Below are 17,626 nucleotides of genomic sequence, written 5' to 3' on the forward strand. Positions count from 1 at the left end.
ATCACATAATTGAAAGATCAAACATATGGAATACACATCATCCAGAATAGAAATGCTAATAAGAAACCTGGAAGATTCATTTAAAAAAATTTTAATGGGGCCACCCGAATTTGAATCGGGGTCTCAAGACCCCCAGTCTTGAAGGATGGACCAGTCTACCCTATGGCCCCATGTTGTAATAATAGAACGTAGTCTAAAATAACTTCAACATATATATCATTTTTGATTCCTGATAATATAGATAACCTTAAGATATAAACGTTAAAGCCCGGATCCATCAATGATAAACCCAGTATAGACCATGACGGTGATAATATTATTTTAACTTAAAGCCTCTGCCCTATAAATTATAAAATTATTTATCCATTGACATTATCATCTATATAAATTAAAAAGCTAAACGATAATAATAAATAAGTACAAAAACTATAATGTTATTCTTAAAGGATGAAATCGATTTAGAGTTAGCTTCTGGCGTGAGAAATGCCAGCTTTACCATATATCACTCATTAAACGCCTCACCTCCGCACTCTTAAATTAAAGTTCGTGATCATAAATGACCGATATTGACCTCGATGATAAGGACAGAAAGATAATCGCACTGTTCAAGAATGACCCGGATATCTCCCAGATAGATATAGCGGAAAAAGTCGGACTTTCCCAGCCATCAGTGGGGGCGAGAGTCAGCAAGCTAAAACAATCCGGCATACTGTCCACGGTCATCGGCATGAATTTTAAGAAGGTCGGGCTAAGCCTGGCAAAGGTCGATATAACGACCAAGAATTCGATCGATATTATAAACATGTTCAAGGAATGCCCATATTTCCTTAACGGATTCATCGTATCGGGACAATCGAACCTGTGCCTGTTTCTGATAGCTGAAAACATATCCACTATAGAGGCCATTGTCGACAGGCATATCAGAAGCGACCCTTCTGTCATGAACGTGGAACTGGGCATTGTGATAGCGCCTGTTACGGACATGGTAATGCCGGTCAAGATGCATTATGAAAAATCGGATTCATCGCCATGCGGCATAGACTGCGCCTCATGCCAGTACTTTGCCTGCGATAGATGCCTGGGATGTCCGATAACGGATAACTATAAGGGCAAGTTCTGGTAGCCATATAGTTCGTTAGTTTAAAAAACGAAAAACATTTTTTAGACACTAGTCGACTTTGTGTTAAAAAGGTTTTTAATATTGAACTTATTTCAAGGTCGTTATATAGGAGTACGCGGCCATTGCTGCTTTAGCCCCTTCGCCTGCGGCTACCACTATCTGTTTTTGAGGTACGTCAGTAACGTCGCCACATGCGAATATGCCCTTTATGCTCGTGTTGCAAAATTCGTCGATAACGATCTCTCCGCGCTCATTAAACTCAACAAGCCCCTTTATGAACCCGGTATTTGGAAGAAGCCCTATCTCTACGAACACTCCGCTCACATCGATAGTCTCTACATTGCCGGTATCTCTTGACCTGATGTTGATCTTCTCCACAAGATCGCTTCCCAGTATCCTTTCCACGGTATATCCTTTAAAAACGGTCACATTGTCGCTGGCCATTATTTTATCGACGATCATTTTGTCGGCCTTAATCGTGCTCCTGACGACCATATACACTTTACTGGCTATGTTACTCAGGTCCAGGACTGCTTCGCCTGCAGAGTTCCCGCCCCCTACGACCGCTACATCGGCTCCGGCAAATAACGGGGCGTCGCAGGTGGTGCAATAGCTTACGCCTTTATTCTTGAACTCCTCCTCGCCGGGAACGCCCATCTCTCTCCAGTGAGACCCGGAGGCGATAATGACGGCAAGGGACTCGAATATGCCCCCGTCTTCGGTCTTTACGGCGAACTTACCATCGGACGGCACTATATTTGACACTCTTTTCAGGTCCGCAGAAATGCCCAGGCTTTCCATCTGCTCCCTCATTTTAGAGGTAAGCTCAGGGCCGGTCAGTGATTTATACCCGGGATAGTTCTCAACGCTATCGGTCTTGGACATCTGTCCGCCGACAGAGTCGCTGATCACCTTTACGTTCAAGCCTTTTCTTTTTGCATAAATAGCGGCGGTCATACCCGAAGGTCCCGCGCCTACGATTATAAGGTCAAGCATTTCCATATTATACCATATAGACTATTGCCCCGGGAAGATAAAAAATTTTTCAGACTTCTATGGACACGCTCGATAGAAGCTTGTTAAGCTTGGGCACGTTGAACCCGATCATCACCTGATCCCCGATGACCACAAGCGGAGTTATCCGGATGCCATATTTTTTTGCCATCTCATCCAGAGCTTCCTTATTTTTAACGACATCAATGTCCTCATAAGGAATGTTATTCCTGTCAAGATAGTCCTTCAAGCTGTTACATTCAGGGCAAGTCGGCTGCGTATATACCTTGACTTTATGCTGAGAGATCTTACCGGATTTCTTCATAAACATCCTCGATTATTATTGTTGCTTATTTATTATAAATATGATTATAAAGAACCTTTCCGCGAAGATAACGGTCACGGTACAATCATATAATGTATCAGGCCGCTACCTCTGCCCCGGGCTCTTTTCCAGTCGGGTAAAGGTCCCTTGCCGCATTCTCAAGCCCGAGCGACAGGAGCTTGACACGGGTCGGCCAGCCTGTATTCTTATTCCATCCTCTTGCCTCGTAATATTCATCGAGCATTCCTTCGAGATGGACGACGCTCCCTTTTGTCGGCCCGTAAGGCACTGGCGTGGACGTAAGTCTTTTAGGAAGACGGTCATCTTTTCTTCCGATACCTTCGCGGACGTTGAACGCACGCTGAAGGTTCCATATACGATCCCCTGTCTCGAGCAATTTTTTCCCGTCGATATCAAATCCGGTGACAGCTGACAGATATTTTGCATACTGACCTGGCTCGATAGTATAACAGATTATTGTGAACATGCAGCAGACGAGCGAATTCACAGCAACGGAATAGTTCTGGGCCGGTATAAGCCACTCCACCTTATTTGCCTCCGATAGCTGGTCAAACTCTTCCGGCATTCCCAGTTCCTTTGACCTGAAGCCCAGGCATTCTGACGCGGCTGCAAAAGGCCGAAGATTATCCCCTCCGCGATTATCGACTGCATATCCCAGTGCCATTGCTTTACTTCCGCGTACTTCGATCCCGGGCAGGTCTAGCTTTTTTACACTTAAGGCATATTTCTCGGAGCCGCGCCCTATCTTTTTTGCAGCCTCCTCGACACCGTCGGCAAGATAGGCCCCAAGCTCCATCCTTGTGGCTATCTTGGGGATCATAGCTACCATGGCCTCATGGTCTCCCCAGTTCAATCCTATGCCGTGAGTATCCTCTTTATTGATAATGCCGCGCTCATAAAGTTCCATAGCCCACGCGATAACAGCGCCGGTGGAGACAGTGTCCAGCCCGAACATATCGCACCACATGTTCGCTCTTGATATCGCTTCCAGGTTGTCGTTTCCGCATTGTGAGCCGAACGCGACGGTAGTATCATAGTCAGGGCCCTTTCCTTTCGTCCCATGATAAGGTCCGTACGGGATGTCTATGACTCGAGTGCAATGTATCGGACAGCAGAAACACCCTCGTGTACCTTTTAGAATTGTTTCGGCCATCTTTTGCCCGGTCATGTTCTCCGCGCCCTTAAAAAACCCGGAACTATGGTTCTTTGTCGGTAATACCCCTTTTTCATTCATTAAGCCGATAATGCCGTCGACACCATATTTTGGGAAGACGTCGCCGGTGATGACATGATCACGGCAGGCATCGAGAAGCTCGTTCATCGATGCGAAACTCTTTGCAGGATCTGCTGCAAAAAGATCCTTTGATCCTTTTACCGCTATAGCCTTAAGATTCTTCGAGCCCATCACCGCCCCGGTGCCGCCTCTGCTTGCAGAGCGCTGGTAGTCGTTCATGATGCTCGCGATCTTCACAAGGTTCTCTCCTGCCGGGCCGATGCTTGTGACACATATCTTTTTATCGTTCAACTGCTCTTTTATCAGCCTATCAGTGTCAAAAGTAGTCTTTCCCCATAGCTCATCGGCCTCGTAGAATCCGGGCTTGCCGTCGTTGATGAAAAGATAGACGGGACGGGGACTTTTTCCTTTTACTATTATCCCGTCATAGCCGGCGAGCTTTAATTCTGTACCCCAGTACCCTCCGGCATGGGCCGTCGTCTCGCAATGGGTGAGAGGCGATTTTGTAACGACGCAATGCCTTCCCGATGTCGGGGCCAGAGTGCCTGTAAGAGGACCGGTCATGAAGATCAATAAGTTGTCCGGCCCCAGAGGATCCGTGTAAGCAGGGACTTCATCATAAAGATATTTTATTCCGAGCCCTTCACCGCCGATGAAATCTTTCAATACGCTCTCTTCCGGCGCCTCGTCGGAACAGGTTAACGTTGAAAGTTCTACCCTCAATATTTTTCCGGCATAGCCTCCGGGCATATTAATCACCCCAGAACCCAGCCGATCGCGTTCGTCGGGCAATATTTAACGCACATTGGCTGGCCCTGGCAAAAATCGCACTTTCTTGGCATCTTACGGTCCGGGTAGTATTGAAGCACCTCTGTCGGACAGGCCTCTATACATTTACCGCACCCAGTGCATTTATCCTCGTCCAGTATGAAGATACCGCGCTCTCCTGTCGTAACTATGGTATAATCCTCATAGATGGCTTCCATAGGGCATGCATCCGCACATCTTCCGCATTGTATGCATATGCGTATGTTGTGCTCGTCCGGATAGTCAAGGTCGACTATGACCCTGCCTCTTCGAGGATTGAAAACGATATCATGGACCCATGCACATATTGCCTCGCACCTGTGGCATGATATGCAAACGTCATCATTTTTAGTCAGCCTGCTCATTAATATCCATCTCCACTGCCGCTTGACCGTTTCGAAAAAATCGATGTATTATTTTTTTAAAAAGTCAGGGATAAAACATTATTCTACGATTAATGCGAAAACTAAAGTGCCCGCTCAAAATATTGAAATTTCAACCAAATAATTTCAAAAATGTAAGCTAATCTATATATAATCAATATGTTGTGGGTAATAATAGATAAATAAGCAAAAGCTGGCGCGAGAAGCCCGGTATCTCATAAATATTCGGAATTTTCGCAAAATATTGAAAAAGAAGAATTTCCTGACCACGGAGTAACCATCAATGATAGAGATTAGCTTAATCGACTGCATTTATACCGCATCGTTCCTGACCTGTGCAATCGGCTTATCGATGTCGCATTTCGCGCCGTCCGAGTATAATTGCGATAAAGTAAGGAACGCTATCGAGGGAAGCATGAATTCTCACGACGAGCCGTCCCAGACTTGCGTCGAGCGGTTTTGTACCGGCGTCGTCAGGGCAATGCAAAAAATAACCTTAAGGTAATACGGCTCATATGCCGTATAACGATTTTAGATTGTATATCACCCTGTTAACAGTCTTTAGCGACTTTCCGGCCTCATAAGCCCGAATGTCGTCGCTTCCGTTTTTAAGGATATTATCATAATATTTCAGGATATCGTCAAGGTCCCTTCCGATATCGCCAAGGTACAGCTCCATTTTCCCCTCGCTGTCATGCACGCCGCTGATAAGCTTTTTCAGCAGCTTTAAACGGTCGTACAGCGTCACCCCGGATATGGAATTATATTCATTCAAATCGCTTTCCGGGAACGTTCGCTTAAAGAGAACGTCCAGGAAAGACTCCATCCCGAGGATAGAATCAAGGACGCATAGATCATAATGTTCCTCGTCAAGCAGGCGTTTAGCGTTCAGAAGTAAAGATTTGTATAAGACGTCTTCACCCGAGGACAATAACATATTGACGAGCATGGCATCCTCTGTCGTCAATGTCAGGGGGACCACAGGCTTTGTCGACACGACATGATACGCTTCGACCGGATCGCCGAAAGCGTTAATGACCTCAAGCGATCTTACCGCGAAATACTTTTTACTGATGGATAAGCTCAGATCTTCCCGTACTATGGCTATGGCCTTCATGAACTTCTTAACATGGTCAAAGGCCTCTTCCTCGACGCCTGCAGGACATACTTCCAGGATACGGTCGCCCTCCGACGAAGCAGCTTCGATGGATCTTCTCACTGTATCGTAGCCTGCCTCGAATTCCATCTCGCCCATGGATACGGGCTCTACGAGGCTGTCGTCGATATTTTGCTCTATAGGCTTTATGCTTATTATCCGGACATGTTTCCCGTGCTCCTTGAACATGAACGGCTCATTGATGTCAATGGCAAAGCCGTGAAGCAGGAACCTTACTCTCACCATACATGGAAGTCCTGATCTGATAAGATGCTCAAGCGCGCCGGCAGCCGAAGTCCGCGCCAGCTCCTCTTCCTGTTTTATTTGTAGCTCTTTTACGCGTGCCTCAACTATGCGGTCGTAGACGGGCTGCTCTTTTACGACGATGTCCATAAATTCACCGCCGAGCTCCTCGCCGAGGGACCTGAACTCGATAAAATATTTTTCGTAATCGTCTACGTCCATCACGCTGCCTACGCCCAGCAGATTATAGATGGTGTTAAAAAGCGACTCCTTTGAGCCGTTGGGGTGCTCCTTCTTTATCAGATACGAACTCTCAAAATTTTCCTTTGCATCGGCAGCCTTCCCGTCCTTGATGAACGTGATGCCGATATTGTTCAAAGTCTCTGACATCTCTTTGTATGATCCAAGCCTCTCATAGATCTTGAGTGCGACACTGAACTCTTTTCTTGCGGCAGGGTACTTTTTCATCGATAGCAGATAATTACCGTTTTGGAAGCGCCTGCCGGCTATTTTTTGGGATTTGCTGGCGTCCATTCGTATCATTTTAGTTATAGGGCTTGGTATATATAAGCCTTTTAGAGCATGACTTTTTCATAAAGGGATTAGTAAATATTTTTGACTTTTTTACGTTTATGTGGATGATGTTTTTTGTGTTGTTCCTTTCGGATGGCAGTAGATACTAATGTCACAGAAACACAAAAACACTAAAATATTTTCTCAAATAACGAAGAAAAACCCTTTTATAAGACCTTTACTTAAGCGTTTCGCCAATTATATTTCACATCTGAAGTTTTACACACATATAAATAGTATAAATTGAATTAATTATTAGTTGGTTAATTTGCAATAAATTGACCGGCAACTAAAGGGGGGTTAAGTATAGTGATTTCTACAAAGTGTCCTATGACAAAGGACCTATCCAAGGATTGTATCAAGGAAAGATGCGCATGGTTTGACAGCGACGCCAGCGAATGCTGTGTTAAAAGCTTTGTCATGGGAAGAGCCCTTCTTGCGCAAAAACATTACGGATTTATCAATATCAAAGGGTCCCAGCTCATTGAAACAACCCAGTGATATGCACAAAAACTATTTTTAATATTTACTATATAATATAAATGTAAATTTTTTAAACTTTTTGACAGATCCGTTTAAAAAATTATAAGATTCAATACGCTGTATAAACTGTCACAGCTTAAAGTGATCCCGATGTTATTTAAAGAGTTAGTTGAAGTTTTCGAGAGGCTTAAAAAAACATCCAGCAGGCTTGAAAAAACGGCAATACTGGCCGATTTCATAAAGGACGTGCCCGCGGATGACCTGCCAATTATAGTAAATTTTTGTACAGGTAAGATATTTCCCACGTGGGACGAAAGAAAGATCGGGATAGCCAGCCAGTCGATGGTAAAGATCATTTCATCCGTATCCTATAACAGCGAACCAAAGGTCATCGAGAGCTATAAACATACAGGACATCTTGGTATAACAGCGGAAGAGATGTTCCAGAAAAAAGCGCAGCAGACATTTTTTGCACCCGAGGACATCACGGTCAGGGAGCTTTATGATACTTTTGTCTCGCTCTCCGAAATGTCCGGGACCGGCTCGGCCACTAAGAAACAGAAAACACTAATGGGCATACTTCGCAGGGCTGACCCGAAGGAGGCACACTATATTGTCAGCCTTACTATCGAATATGTTTTGTCCGGCGCTAAAGAAGGCGTGATGGAAGAAGCCATAGCTAAAGCTTTTAACGTCGACGCAAGCCTTGTGAGAAGGGCGAGCATGCTGACTAGCGACCTTGGCGAGAGCGCAAGGATAGCGAAAACCGAAGGAAAGGAAGGCCTTGAGAGTATCAGCATCAAACCCATGAGGCCGGTAAGGCCGATGCTTGCCCAGAACGTTGCGAGCATCGAGGAAGCCATGGAAGCCATGGGCGGGATCGCGGACTTCGAGACCAAGTATGACGGCGCACGCCTTCAGATACATAAACAGGGAGATAAGGTAAAGCTTTATTCCAGAAGGCTGGAAGACCTGACGGAGGCCCTTCCGGAAATAGTGACCTACGTGAACAGGAGCGTGAAAGCTGATTCGGCGATACTTGACAGCGAGTGTATTGCCATCGACGCTTCCAGCGGACGCCCCATACCATTCCAGAATATTCTTACAAGGCTGAGGCGTATCTATAAGGTCGAGGAGACGCAGAAAAAATACCCGCTCTACCTGAGGCCTTTTGACGTGCTTTACGTTAACGGTAAAAGCATGATCGATGAGCCGTTTAAAAAACGCAGAATAGCGCTTGAAAATATTATCGAGCCGCTAAATAGCGAATGCAGCGTAGCCCTTGCGATGATCACGAGCGACCCGGAAAAGGCCAGGATATTATTTAACGAGGCTGTCCAGGGCGGTAACGAAGGACTGATGGCGAAAGACCTTGAAGCTACTTATACTCCCGGAATGAGGGGTAAAAAGATGGTCAAGATCAAGTCTGCACTGGATACTCTTGACCTCGCGATAGTCTCGGCAGAATGGGGCCATGGCCGTAAAGCCGGATGGCTTACGTCTTTCGAGGTCGCGGCCTTTGACGAGGAGAGCGAGCAGTATGTTGTGTTCGGGAAGGTCGCCAGCGGTTTCTCGGACGAGCAGCTTGAGGATATCACTGAAAGACTGAAGCCCCTTAAGATCGGTGAGCATGAAAGGATCATCGATGTCAGTCCGGAGATCATCGTTGAAGTGAAGTTCGAGGAGATCCAGAAGAGCCCGGTGTATTCAAGCGGGTATGCTCTGAGGTTCCCGAGGCTTGTTAGGATAAGGGATGACCTGAACCCGGAGGAAGTCAACAGCTTCTCAAGGGTCATGAATATTTATAATATCCAGCAAAGATACGAGCGTAGAGACAAAGGGACGCCGTAGAAAAGCAAATGATTTGAAGTTATTTTGTAAAAATTTTTATTCTTCGATTATAACTTTTTTTGTTGTCGTAATAACCTTTTCTTGCATAGTTATTATTTAAAAGATTTTAAAATACAAAATGCAACAACCACAAAGGACACAAAGGTCCACTAGCTCTCACCACAAAGTACACGAAGGTTACTAAGGCACACGGTATCTCACCACAAAGTACACAAGGGCAACAAAGGTCCACTAGCTCTCACCACAAAGTACACGAAGGTTACTAAGACACACGGTATCTCACCACAAAGGACACAAAGGCAACCAGGGAACACAAAAATTTTTTAAAATAGTTAATTCAAATATGATGTCGCAATTTTTCCCTTTTTTAATATTATAATTATAACTTGGAGGTATGATCTTAAAGTTATATTAACTCCAATAAGTCTTTCTAAAAATTTTTGTGTTCCTTGGTTACCCTTGTGTCCTTTGTGGTTAAGCTAGTGTACCTTGATTACCCTTGTGTCCTTTGTGGTTAAGCTAGTGTACCTTGATTACCCTTGTGTCCTTTGTGGTTAAGCTAGTGTACCTTGATTACCCTTGTGTCCTTTGTGGTTAAGCTAGTGTACCTTGATTACCCTTGTGTCCTTTGTGGTTAAGCTAGTGTACCTTGATTACCCTTGTGTCCTTTGTGGTTAAGCTAGTGTACCTTGATTACCCTTGTGTCCTTTGTGGTGAAAAAATAGTATCTATCATTATTGAAAATCAGCAAGTATACAATAATGCCTTGCAAAAAAAATAGAACAGCCACCCTTAATTTTTAAGGGCGGATACTTCCATTTCGAACACTGCTACCGGCATCTCAATACCCCAGTTCTTCAAGACCTCCGGGCGTACTTCCCCGATAATGCCTGCCCTTTTATCACCGATAACGATCTCCGCGCATCTGCCATCAATGAACGTCGGATCGCTAGCAGGCGGCGTGCTGAGCTTATCGGCAAGCCCGAAGTTGAAGCATAAAGCCTGAAGCTTTGCCTTTACCTCGTTAAACCCTGCTTTCGAGTAACATAACGCGCATGCGACATGATCCTCTTCAAACACACCAGTATCAGTAGTGTCATCGATATGAGCGACGGCTCCGACCTCGAAGATGTTCTGCGGGTATTCGCGGTGCAGGTTATTCGACAGGACTATCATGAGCGACGGCGTAAGCCATGTCCTCACGACGTTGTACTGTTCGGCATAGGGATTCGAGATCTCGACGATATTATTGGTATTCGTCTGGCCCATCTTTGTGGTGATCTCGTCTTTTCCTATGAGGATGAAATTGAGAGTGTCCTGGCATCCTAGCCCGATCATTACCTCTCTTACCGCGTCGCCTAGCTTATTCCTCTCAGTGAGCTTTCCTATGGACGGCGTGTTGGGGTATGACGGTGTAATATTGTTGTAACCGTAAACCCTGCCGACATCGTCCACAATATCGCGCTTGTGCAATATATCGGCCCTGTATGGCGGTATCTGGACGACCAGGTAGTCATCCTTGACCTCCTTTATGCCGAAGCCCATCCGCAACAGAAGTTCGCTTATCTTGTTGGACATCAGGCCGAGACCGAGGATGCGGTTTATGTATTCTACATCCATGCGCATCTCGCGTACGCCGAAATCCGGCCTCGGGAGGTCCTTATCCGGGTACTTGACAGTAACGCTGTAGATCTTAGCTCCTCTCAGGGATAATGAATAAAGCGCTATGTTGAGCATGTAGTCGATAGTCCTCATGTCTTCGCCGGTAAGCTCTATCAGGAGCTCTGTCGTGTCAATGGAGACCTCGGTCCGCTTCGAGTTAATGATGGGCGGGAACGAGAAGACTCCGTCATCGTCGTATATGAGCGGCACCATCTCTTTGCCCTCAAGGACATATCCGTAATCCTTACCTTTGTCATGCCTTTGCATGACCTCTGCGGGTGTCATTAATTCGTTGCTTTGAAGGGGCACGAATTTTACCGAATCCTTCGGGACTCCGCGGTAATGGATGGTCTTACCCTTGATCTTTGACAGGTCGTGTACACCGATAGCGCCTTTCTTTCTTCTCCTGCCGAAAGTGCCGTGAAGCTTCTCCTGCAGGTGCATTATCGACTTGATCGACTCGTCGGTGAAATGAACGCCTCTGACTATGGCGCCGGTTATGTACGGCCTTATATCTTCGACTTCCCTGTTGACAACTAGCGTATAGTCGGAACTGTGTATCTCGGGCATTATCATGCCGGTCTGTAAGCCGTAGAACGCGCGGAGCATCATGGCGATGCCTTCCTCGCTTAAAAGGTCGGCGCGGTCGCTGGTGACCTCGAATGTCACTTCGTCGCCTTCGATGGCCTCTGTCTCAAGCCCGAGCTCAAAAAGGTCCTCGCGGACTTTGTCCAGAGTTAGGTCATCCTTGCCTACAAGCTTAACAAGGTCCGGGAAATTAAATGTCACTGTCGCCATATCACAGGCACGCTCCTGAGGAAGTTAATATCGCAAAGAGGACCGTGCAGGTCCCTTATATCTTCATAGCCGTACAATATCATCATAAGCCGTTCAAGCGCAAGTCCCCACGCGACCACGTCGCAGTCTATTCCGTAGGGGGCGAGCATCTCTTCACGGAACATTCCGGAGTTACCTACCTCTATCCACCTGTTAGTGCGGGGATGCCTGCCGTATATCTCAAGGCTCGGCTCGGTGTACGGGTTGTAGGTCGGCTTGAACTTGAGCACCGTTATGCCCATGCGGGCGTAGAATTCCTTGAAAGTGCCCATCAGCTCTTTAATGTTAAGATTGTGGTCCATTATCCAGCCTTCTATCTGGAAGAACTCTAGCAGGTGAGTGGCGTCAATAGTGTCGTTCCTGAACACTTTTTCGACGGAGAAGAACTTCTGCGGAGGCGTTTTGTATTTCGCAAGGTATCTGGCTGTCACGGATGTCGTGTGCCCTCTCAGCACAAGTTTCTTAGCGATCATCTCGTCCCACTGGTAGTTCCAGCCTAGAGATCCTGTGTCGCCTCCGTCCAGGTGTATCTGCGCAACTTTCTTTATCAGGTCTTCAGGCAGATAATTGATGTACTGGGGGAACTTCAGGTTGAACTGGTCCCAGTGTGTCCTCGCAGGGTGGTCCTGCGGCATGAACAGGAGATCGTTCACGTAGAACTCGGCGTCGACCATGGGCCCTTCCATTTCCTTGAAGCCCATCTCTATGAGTGTGCGCTTGACCTTGTCCATCCCCATCCTGAGGATATGTTTCCTGCCGCCGTACTCCATCTGTACGGGCTTGTCCACGTCGAACTTCCTGAAGGATTTACCCGCGTATGCGCCGGTCATTATCATCTCCGGCGTAAGCTGGCCTATCTCCTCTGTGATCTCGATGCCGGCCTCTTTGAGCTTCAAGCCTTCTGACGTGATGACGATGATCCGTTCCTTTTTCTCTTTCTCCTCGATAAGGTTACGCTTCAGGAGGTCCTTGAGCTCTTTCTTGTATTCGGACAGGTCGCCGTCAAACTTCTCATGGCTTAAGCATTCAAGCAGCTTCTCGTCCTTTGACTGCGGTGCGTCCAGCGGTATGAGTATGGTGTCGCCGTCCTTCTTTTCGAACTTAGCCCAGGACTTTTGCCTGAGCCAGCCTATGGCGATGTTGACTAACTGCGGCGGGAACTCTTTTTTAACATCGTTAAGCGACATGCCCTCTGCCGGCAGCTTATCATGGATGACGCGCTCGGGCAATCCTTCCACTGCATATTTCTTTCCTTCCCAGGTAAGCTCAAACCATGACTTTACTTCTTCCTTCAAGTCCGCCAGGCCTTTTTCTGCAAGAATTGAAGCCGCATGGACGACGGTCTCAACCTTCAGGCCCGTCATATCGGCCAGTTCGACGGCGTTGATCTCTTTCTCGCCGATGGCCTTCAGGACGATTTTCTCGTTATAAGACAGATCCATAACCCTGATCCCTTCTATGATTAGCGATTCTCATCCAGCTCTTTGATGTTCTTGATGTGGATGCTCTCTCCCTCTTTAACACTATAATATTGCTTCATCGTCTTTTTTAGCTTTGCTACCTCTTTCTTATCCTGCGGCCTCTTTAGCTTATCATAGGCCGCGCTGTAGTCGCTTACGACGAAGTCGTGGATCTTATCTCTCGCCTGCTCGCGCTTTTCCTGGTGCTTCTCCAGGAACTTTACAACGCGGTCAGCGAGGTCCTGCTTGCATTCGCCGCACATGATCTCTCCGCGCATGCATTTTTGCTCGCGCTCGCTCAGTTTTTGCGGGTCATGCTCGAACAGGTAATAGTAATACTGGAATATTGCGCAGACGCCCGGCTCTCCGCCTTTCTCCTTTTGTTCCTGTATGGAGACGCGGCCTCCGGTGAACGCGCTCATGATCTTCTTTCTAATGACCTTTGGCTCGTCGACAGTATATATCGTCGTCTCGGGCTTTGACGCTGACATCTTGTCCGACCCTGCGAGGCTCGGCAGGAACGTGCAGTGTATCGAAGCGGGCTTGTAGTACCCTATCTTCGGCGCTACGTCCCTGGTAATGCGGAAATGCGGGTCCTGGTCAATTGCATGCGGTATCAGTACCGGTATGTTCTTGCCCGCCTCTATCGACGGCAGGAATGCCGGAGCGGACTGCATTGAAGTGAAATAGATAAGACCTATGTTGGTGCTGTTGTCAAAGCCGAAAACTGCTTTTGTCGTCGAGAAGGTCACTCTCTTGGCCACCTCTATGGCTATAGGATAGAGAGTCTTGATGTACTCTACGTCCGAGAATATCTTAGTCTTCTTCGGGTCAAACCCTAACGCGATGATGTCAAGCGTGTTCTCATAAGTGAAAGACTTCGCTTCCTTGAGCGACAAATCCTGCTTGAACATGAACTTCTCGTCGTCGGTCATCTGGAAATATAGCGGCGCGTCAAAGGCGTCCTGCAGGTATTTCGTGAACATCCAGGGCATCAGGTGGCCTAAATGCGTATGTCCCGAAGGGCCTCTGCCCGTATAAAGCACAAACTTTTCCCCGGCCTCATACCTGTCAAGCAGCCATTTCAGGTCGCGGTGCGAGAAGAATATCTTCCTCTGCATCATCATGGGTATGCTGCCCGTCAGTCGCTCCCATCTCGCAAGAAGCTCGTCGTCTATCGGCTCGGTGCCGAAATCCTCTATCAGCTTCTTATAGTCAACTTTTCCTGTGACGTCCCACGGCGTGACCTTGAATTCTTCGTTCATCGCTATCTTCCTATAATTTTATACGTCCGAGACTGAAATACTGTATCTCGCCGTTCTTTTCGAACGCGAATACCATCTCTTTCCTTACGCTGTTAGCCAGTCTTATAGACCTCGACATGTCCTGGAGCTGGAAAACATGGCCCGCCCCGACCGAATCGACGAGGAATTTTGAGTGGGGTATCTTTTCCGCCGACTCAACCTTTTCATAGACTCTAAAGTTGCTTCCGAACTTGAAGCCTGTCTTGACCACAAGACCTCTGTTTCTTAGGTCAGTATATACCTTAAGCTTACCCTCGAACAACTCTTCTATCCTGGATGCCTTCTCTATGAAATCCCCTATCTCAAGGGGCTTTCCTGTGGCAGAGTCCAGGACTTCGAGCCTGCCGGTCGATAAAAGGTATGCCGACTCGACAAGCGATAGCTGAAGCCTTTTATCGTCCAGCATGTTTCCGTGGAAGCCGTTATTGTGAAGGAACTTTGAAAGCTCCGTGTCCCATATGACGACACGGTCCTCGAGAAACGTTGCCGCTCCCGGGACTGACGGCACTTTTAGCTCTCCCATGCCGCCTTTCAGGTTGTTGAACTTGACGCCGTAGTACGTTATGTCGCTTTCCTCGTCCACTATGGCGAGGATCATTTCCTTGCGGACATTCACTGCAGCCTGTAAATTAGATACGAGCTGCTGCATCGGCATCGGCTTTCTTTCTGTTACCACGTGCATGAAATATTTTGACGGGCTCACGTTTGGCTTTCCGCCTCTCGGGTATATGCGGAAGTCCGTGACGCTCGGCTGTACGTAATAGCCTCTTTCGCGGAGATCCCTGTATACGATATATTTCAGCTCAAAATATTCCTGTGCCTGCGAGGCGATGATAAAGAAGTCTCTAAAGCTCAGCTTTTTGCCTTCATGCTCGACGGAGATCTTATCCCTGTCCAGAAGATAGGCTGCCTCGACTAAAGCTAATTCTAACTCGTTCTCCTTTAGTCTTCCATAGTAGAGGGTGTTATATAACTCGTCTATGGATTCTTTGCCGAGGGCTACCCTGTCGCCTTTTAATGTCCCTATCATGCCATCATCTTTTGGTTACACTTATAGGTAATAATATAAAAAATGTTTGTCAGTCCTTTATTTCGTCGAACACAAGGTCTTCCCACTTTCTTAGTCCCTTAAGTATCTCAAACTCTACGGGAGTGAGCACGGGAACGGGAAAACGGCCCGCGTCGTCGATGGCTACTCTTGGGCAGACAGTCGATACATATGCATCCACTTTGAACGATAAAAGCCGGTCCGCGGATATCTCTCGTATCGATATAAGGACTGCGTCCTCTGCGAGCCCTTTAAGCTGCTGTGCCAGCTCAAGCCTTTTTTGCCCGGATTTCATGCCTATTATGATGCCCCATTTCTTTGCGTCCATGGCCTTTGCTATTACCGCGTATCTCTGGCGCATTATCTTCTCTACGTCTACGATACGGGCCTCGCCTGTGAACGGGTCTGCCGCCACGACCGGGACCTTTGCAGATAGCCTGATCCCCATGGGGTGGAAGTTGCCGGTGCCGATGAATAGTATGGTGTCTACGTCCTTTGGGGCGGACGTGAAGTTGCATCCCAGGACCTGGCCGGGATAGGCGATGCGTGTGTCGCCTTTTTGTATCACTGGCTCCTTGCCTGCCTTTTTTAGCAGCTCTATGATCCTGTCCATCATGTGGATGTGCTGGACTGTGGTCACTACGCCGACTTTATGGCCCAGTAATGGTAATGCCGCTTCTACTGCGTTGTTCACGTCTACTTCGTGGTAGTATTCTATGTATACGACGCGGTCGTCGTCCAGCAGCCGGGAGTGGCCGAAGTGGAACATTACGTCTACCATTTCGAGCAGGTCTTCGTCTATATCGCAGGCTCCGTAGCAGGGGTCTCCGGAAATGATGACGGTTATGCCGGTCCTTTTTTCTATTTCTTTTGCGATCTCGGGGCCTTTTCTTTTCAGGCCTTCGGGGAATTGAAGTCCTGCCGAGGTTGCTTGGCGGTCTTTTATGACTGATATGATCTCTTCTATATCGAACATTGTTTCAACACTTTTATTTTGTATTTGATTTATTTAATAAATGATGCTATTAAAGGCGAGCCTTTGTCGTGTTTACTAATGTTTTTGTATGGTATATAGGTTCACCGCTTTTTGTCTAGCTTTAAGAGTAGTTTGCGCGGTGTTCAACAGTAACCTTTATAATGGAGTTTTGACATTATATCGGGTGCGTCTGAAATATGGCGCTTCGTTGTTTGTTGACATATGCCTCTGTGGCTCAGCCTGGCAGAGCGGCTGACTTGTAATCAGCAGGCCGCGAGTTCAAATCTCGCCGGGGGCTCTCTTTATTTAATTATCCAATTTTGCGACTCCGAAGGAGTCGCTACCGTAAAAAGTTTTTGAAAGGCTAGCGGAAAACTTTTTGATAAAAAGTTTTCCTGTGAAATAAAATAGGTCCCTATTTGTCTTATGTGCTTATTTCCAGGTACTGACAAACAAAACCATCTATATTTGGCCTCTTATGCTAACTATAGGATTTTATAAAGTTCTACGAGCAGCTATCATATAAACAGTTATGTTTTAAGCAAGCTCAGCCGGTATGAATTTGTTATAGCAATTGTTAAAAGAGCGACTGAAATATTAATATTTAGAGTTTGAAATCATGCCGGAAATTAAGAAAGCTAGACCATTCCATGAATATATGGATGAATATAAAAAACAGATGGAGAAAGGAGATATCAAAGAGGCATATAGAGGATTGATGGAATATATTCTGGGATTGAGGACATATTTTGAAAATAAATATCCTGATCATATCGTATCGGGGAGTATTTATCAGGGATATATGGATATGACGTATTTTTCCTTCTTCCCGGAATCATTAAAAAATCGAAAATTGAAAGTTGCGATAGTTTTTATTCATGACACATGTAGATTTGAAGTCTGGTTAGCAGGATATAATAAACAGGTTCAAACGAAATACTGGAAACTGTTTAAAGAAAGTGATTGGAATAAATACAGCATTCCATCGACGACAAAAGGCGTTGATTCTATTATAGAGTATGTTTTAGTTGAAAACCCGGATTTTAGTGATCTGGATACGTTAACAAAGCAAATAGAAAGAGGGACATTGAAATTTATTAAGGATGTTGAGGACTTCCTATCTAAACTTAAAAACTAACTCTGATAATGC

The 17,626-nt window shown here is 46.4% G+C and carries 15 protein-coding genes and 2 tRNA genes; 6 read left to right on the forward strand and 11 right to left on the reverse strand.

Going from position 1 to position 17,626, the window contains the following annotated elements; genetic code table 11:
* Positions 1-95 precede the first annotated feature (95 nt).
* Positions 96-170: transfer RNA gene (locus CUJ83_RS08350), tRNA-Pro, on the reverse strand.
* A gap of 386 nt (positions 171-556) precedes the next feature.
* Here CUJ83_RS08350 and CUJ83_RS08355 point away from each other — a divergent pair.
* Positions 557-1,123 (forward strand): Lrp/AsnC family transcriptional regulator, encoded by a 567-nt coding sequence (locus CUJ83_RS08355; RefSeq protein ID WP_230741843.1) that lies wholly within the window; start codon positions 557-559, stop codon positions 1,121-1,123.
* Between the two features lie 84 nt (positions 1,124-1,207).
* On the opposite strand, the gene CUJ83_RS08360 is transcribed toward CUJ83_RS08355, so the two are convergent.
* The 4 genes from CUJ83_RS08360 to CUJ83_RS08375 all read right to left on the reverse strand — a co-directional run bounded on the left by CUJ83_RS08360 (position 1,208) and on the right by CUJ83_RS08375 (position 4,865).
* Entirely contained in the window at positions 1,208-2,122 is a 915-nt protein-coding gene (locus CUJ83_RS08360; RefSeq protein ID WP_230741844.1) for an NAD(P)/FAD-dependent oxidoreductase, read from the reverse strand.
* Positions 2,123-2,165: 43 nt separating this feature from the next.
* Positions 2,166-2,438: a glutaredoxin family protein gene (locus CUJ83_RS08365; RefSeq protein ID WP_230741845.1), complete on the reverse strand. Its 273-nt coding sequence runs from the start codon at positions 2,436-2,438 to the stop codon at positions 2,166-2,168.
* 97 nt (positions 2,439-2,535) lie between these two features.
* Entirely contained in the window at positions 2,536-4,443 is a 1,908-nt protein-coding gene (locus tag CUJ83_RS08370; RefSeq protein WP_230741846.1) for an aldehyde ferredoxin oxidoreductase family protein, read from the reverse strand.
* Between the two features lie 5 nt (positions 4,444-4,448).
* Entirely contained in the window at positions 4,449-4,865 is a 417-nt protein-coding gene (locus CUJ83_RS08375; RefSeq protein WP_230741847.1) for a 4Fe-4S dicluster domain-containing protein, read from the reverse strand.
* A gap of 301 nt (positions 4,866-5,166) precedes the next feature.
* On the opposite strand from CUJ83_RS08375, the gene CUJ83_RS08380 reads away from it, so the two are divergent.
* Positions 5,167-5,388, forward strand: a complete 222-nt coding sequence (locus CUJ83_RS08380) for a hypothetical protein (protein WP_230741848.1) — start codon at positions 5,167-5,169, stop codon at positions 5,386-5,388.
* 6 nt (positions 5,389-5,394) lie between these two features.
* Here the strand turns inward: CUJ83_RS08380 and CUJ83_RS08385 are convergent, their stop codons facing one another.
* Positions 5,395-6,825 carry a tetratricopeptide repeat protein gene (locus CUJ83_RS08385; RefSeq protein WP_230741849.1) on the reverse strand — a complete coding sequence of 477 codons (1,431 nt, stop codon included), beginning with the start codon at positions 6,823-6,825 and terminating at the stop codon, positions 5,395-5,397.
* Positions 6,826-7,185: 360 nt separating this feature from the next.
* On the opposite strand from CUJ83_RS08385, the gene CUJ83_RS08390 reads away from it, so the two are divergent.
* Positions 7,186-7,356 carry a hypothetical protein gene (locus CUJ83_RS08390; RefSeq protein ID WP_230741850.1) on the forward strand — a complete coding sequence of 57 codons (171 nt, stop codon included), beginning with the start codon at positions 7,186-7,188 and terminating at the stop codon, positions 7,354-7,356.
* A 132-nt stretch (positions 7,357-7,488) separates the two neighbouring features.
* Positions 7,489-9,189, forward strand: coding sequence for an ATP-dependent DNA ligase (locus CUJ83_RS08395; RefSeq protein WP_230741851.1), 1,701 nt, complete (start codon positions 7,489-7,491; stop codon positions 9,187-9,189).
* Between the two features lie 792 nt (positions 9,190-9,981).
* On the opposite strand, the gene pheT is transcribed toward CUJ83_RS08395, so the two are convergent.
* From pheT to dph2, 5 genes are read right to left on the reverse strand one after another with little or no spacing between them, the layout of a single operon-like run.
* Positions 9,982-11,649, reverse strand: a complete 1,668-nt coding sequence (gene pheT / locus CUJ83_RS08400) for a phenylalanine--tRNA ligase subunit beta (protein ID WP_230741852.1) — start codon at positions 11,647-11,649, stop codon at positions 9,982-9,984.
* Positions 11,637-13,130, reverse strand: a complete 1,494-nt coding sequence (gene pheS / locus CUJ83_RS08405; protein ID WP_230741853.1) for a phenylalanine--tRNA ligase subunit alpha — start codon at positions 13,128-13,130, stop codon at positions 11,637-11,639. The genes pheT and pheS overlap by 13 nt, the downstream gene beginning before the upstream one ends.
* A 20-nt stretch (positions 13,131-13,150) precedes the next feature.
* Positions 13,151-14,413 (reverse strand): tryptophan--tRNA ligase, encoded by a 1,263-nt coding sequence (locus tag CUJ83_RS08410; RefSeq protein WP_230741854.1) that lies wholly within the window; start codon positions 14,411-14,413, stop codon positions 13,151-13,153.
* 10 nt (positions 14,414-14,423) lie between these two features.
* Positions 14,424-15,482 (reverse strand): tRNA-intron lyase, encoded by a 1,059-nt coding sequence (gene endA / locus CUJ83_RS08415; protein ID WP_230741855.1) that lies wholly within the window; start codon positions 15,480-15,482, stop codon positions 14,424-14,426.
* A gap of 49 nt (positions 15,483-15,531) precedes the next feature.
* The gene (gene dph2, locus CUJ83_RS08420) at positions 15,532-16,476 is read right to left on the reverse strand and encodes a diphthamide biosynthesis enzyme Dph2 (RefSeq protein ID WP_230741856.1); all 945 of its coding nucleotides are present in this window, start codon (positions 16,474-16,476) and stop codon (positions 15,532-15,534) included.
* A gap of 224 nt (positions 16,477-16,700) precedes the next feature.
* Here dph2 and CUJ83_RS08425 point away from each other — a divergent pair.
* Positions 16,701-16,774: transfer RNA gene (locus CUJ83_RS08425), tRNA-Thr, on the forward strand.
* A 321-nt stretch (positions 16,775-17,095) separates the two neighbouring features.
* Positions 17,096-17,614 (forward strand): DUF7000 family protein, encoded by a 519-nt coding sequence (locus CUJ83_RS08430; protein WP_230741857.1) that lies wholly within the window; start codon positions 17,096-17,098, stop codon positions 17,612-17,614.
* Positions 17,615-17,626 lie beyond the last annotated feature (12 nt).

This window comes from Methanooceanicella nereidis (assembly GCF_021023085.1).
Taxonomy (GTDB): domain Archaea; phylum Halobacteriota; class Methanocellia; order Methanocellales; family Methanocellaceae; genus Methanooceanicella; species Methanooceanicella nereidis.

What these genes read in the sequence shown, in the direction of transcription:
- pheT (WP_230741852.1), bottom strand. Translation starts at nt 11,649, where the DNA reads ATGGCGACAGTGACATTTAATTTCCCGGACCTTGTTAAGCTTGTAGGC.
- CUJ83_RS08385 (WP_230741849.1), bottom strand. Translation starts at nt 6,825, where the DNA reads ATGATACGAATGGACGCCAGCAAATCCCAAAAAATAGCCGGCAGGCGC.
- CUJ83_RS08390 (WP_230741850.1), top strand. Translation starts at nt 7,186, where the DNA reads ATGACAAAGGACCTATCCAAGGATTGTATCAAGGAAAGATGCGCATGG.
- CUJ83_RS08360 (WP_230741844.1), bottom strand. Translation starts at nt 2,122, where the DNA reads ATGGAAATGCTTGACCTTATAATCGTAGGCGCGGGACCTTCGGGTATG.
- CUJ83_RS08430 (WP_230741857.1), top strand. Translation starts at nt 17,096, where the DNA reads ATGCCGGAAATTAAGAAAGCTAGACCATTCCATGAATATATGGATGAA.
- CUJ83_RS08365 (WP_230741845.1), bottom strand. Translation starts at nt 2,438, where the DNA reads ATGAAGAAATCCGGTAAGATCTCTCAGCATAAAGTCAAGGTATATACG.
- dph2 (WP_230741856.1), bottom strand. Translation starts at nt 16,476, where the DNA reads ATGTTCGATATAGAAGAGATCATATCAGTCATAAAAGACCGCCAAGCA.
- pheS (WP_230741853.1), bottom strand. Translation starts at nt 13,130, where the DNA reads ATGGATCTGTCTTATAACGAGAAAATCGTCCTGAAGGCCATCGGCGAG.
- CUJ83_RS08395 (WP_230741851.1), top strand. Translation starts at nt 7,489, where the DNA reads ATGTTATTTAAAGAGTTAGTTGAAGTTTTCGAGAGGCTTAAAAAAACA.
- CUJ83_RS08370 (WP_230741846.1), bottom strand. Translation starts at nt 4,443, where the DNA reads ATGCCCGGAGGCTATGCCGGAAAAATATTGAGGGTAGAACTTTCAACG.
- CUJ83_RS08410 (WP_230741854.1), bottom strand. Translation starts at nt 14,413, where the DNA reads ATGAACGAAGAATTCAAGGTCACGCCGTGGGACGTCACAGGAAAAGTT.
- CUJ83_RS08355 (WP_230741843.1), top strand. Translation starts at nt 557, where the DNA reads ATGACCGATATTGACCTCGATGATAAGGACAGAAAGATAATCGCACTG.
- CUJ83_RS08380 (WP_230741848.1), top strand. Translation starts at nt 5,167, where the DNA reads ATGATAGAGATTAGCTTAATCGACTGCATTTATACCGCATCGTTCCTG.
- endA (WP_230741855.1), bottom strand. Translation starts at nt 15,482, where the DNA reads ATGATAGGGACATTAAAAGGCGACAGGGTAGCCCTCGGCAAAGAATCC.
- CUJ83_RS08375 (WP_230741847.1), bottom strand. Translation starts at nt 4,865, where the DNA reads ATGAGCAGGCTGACTAAAAATGATGACGTTTGCATATCATGCCACAGG.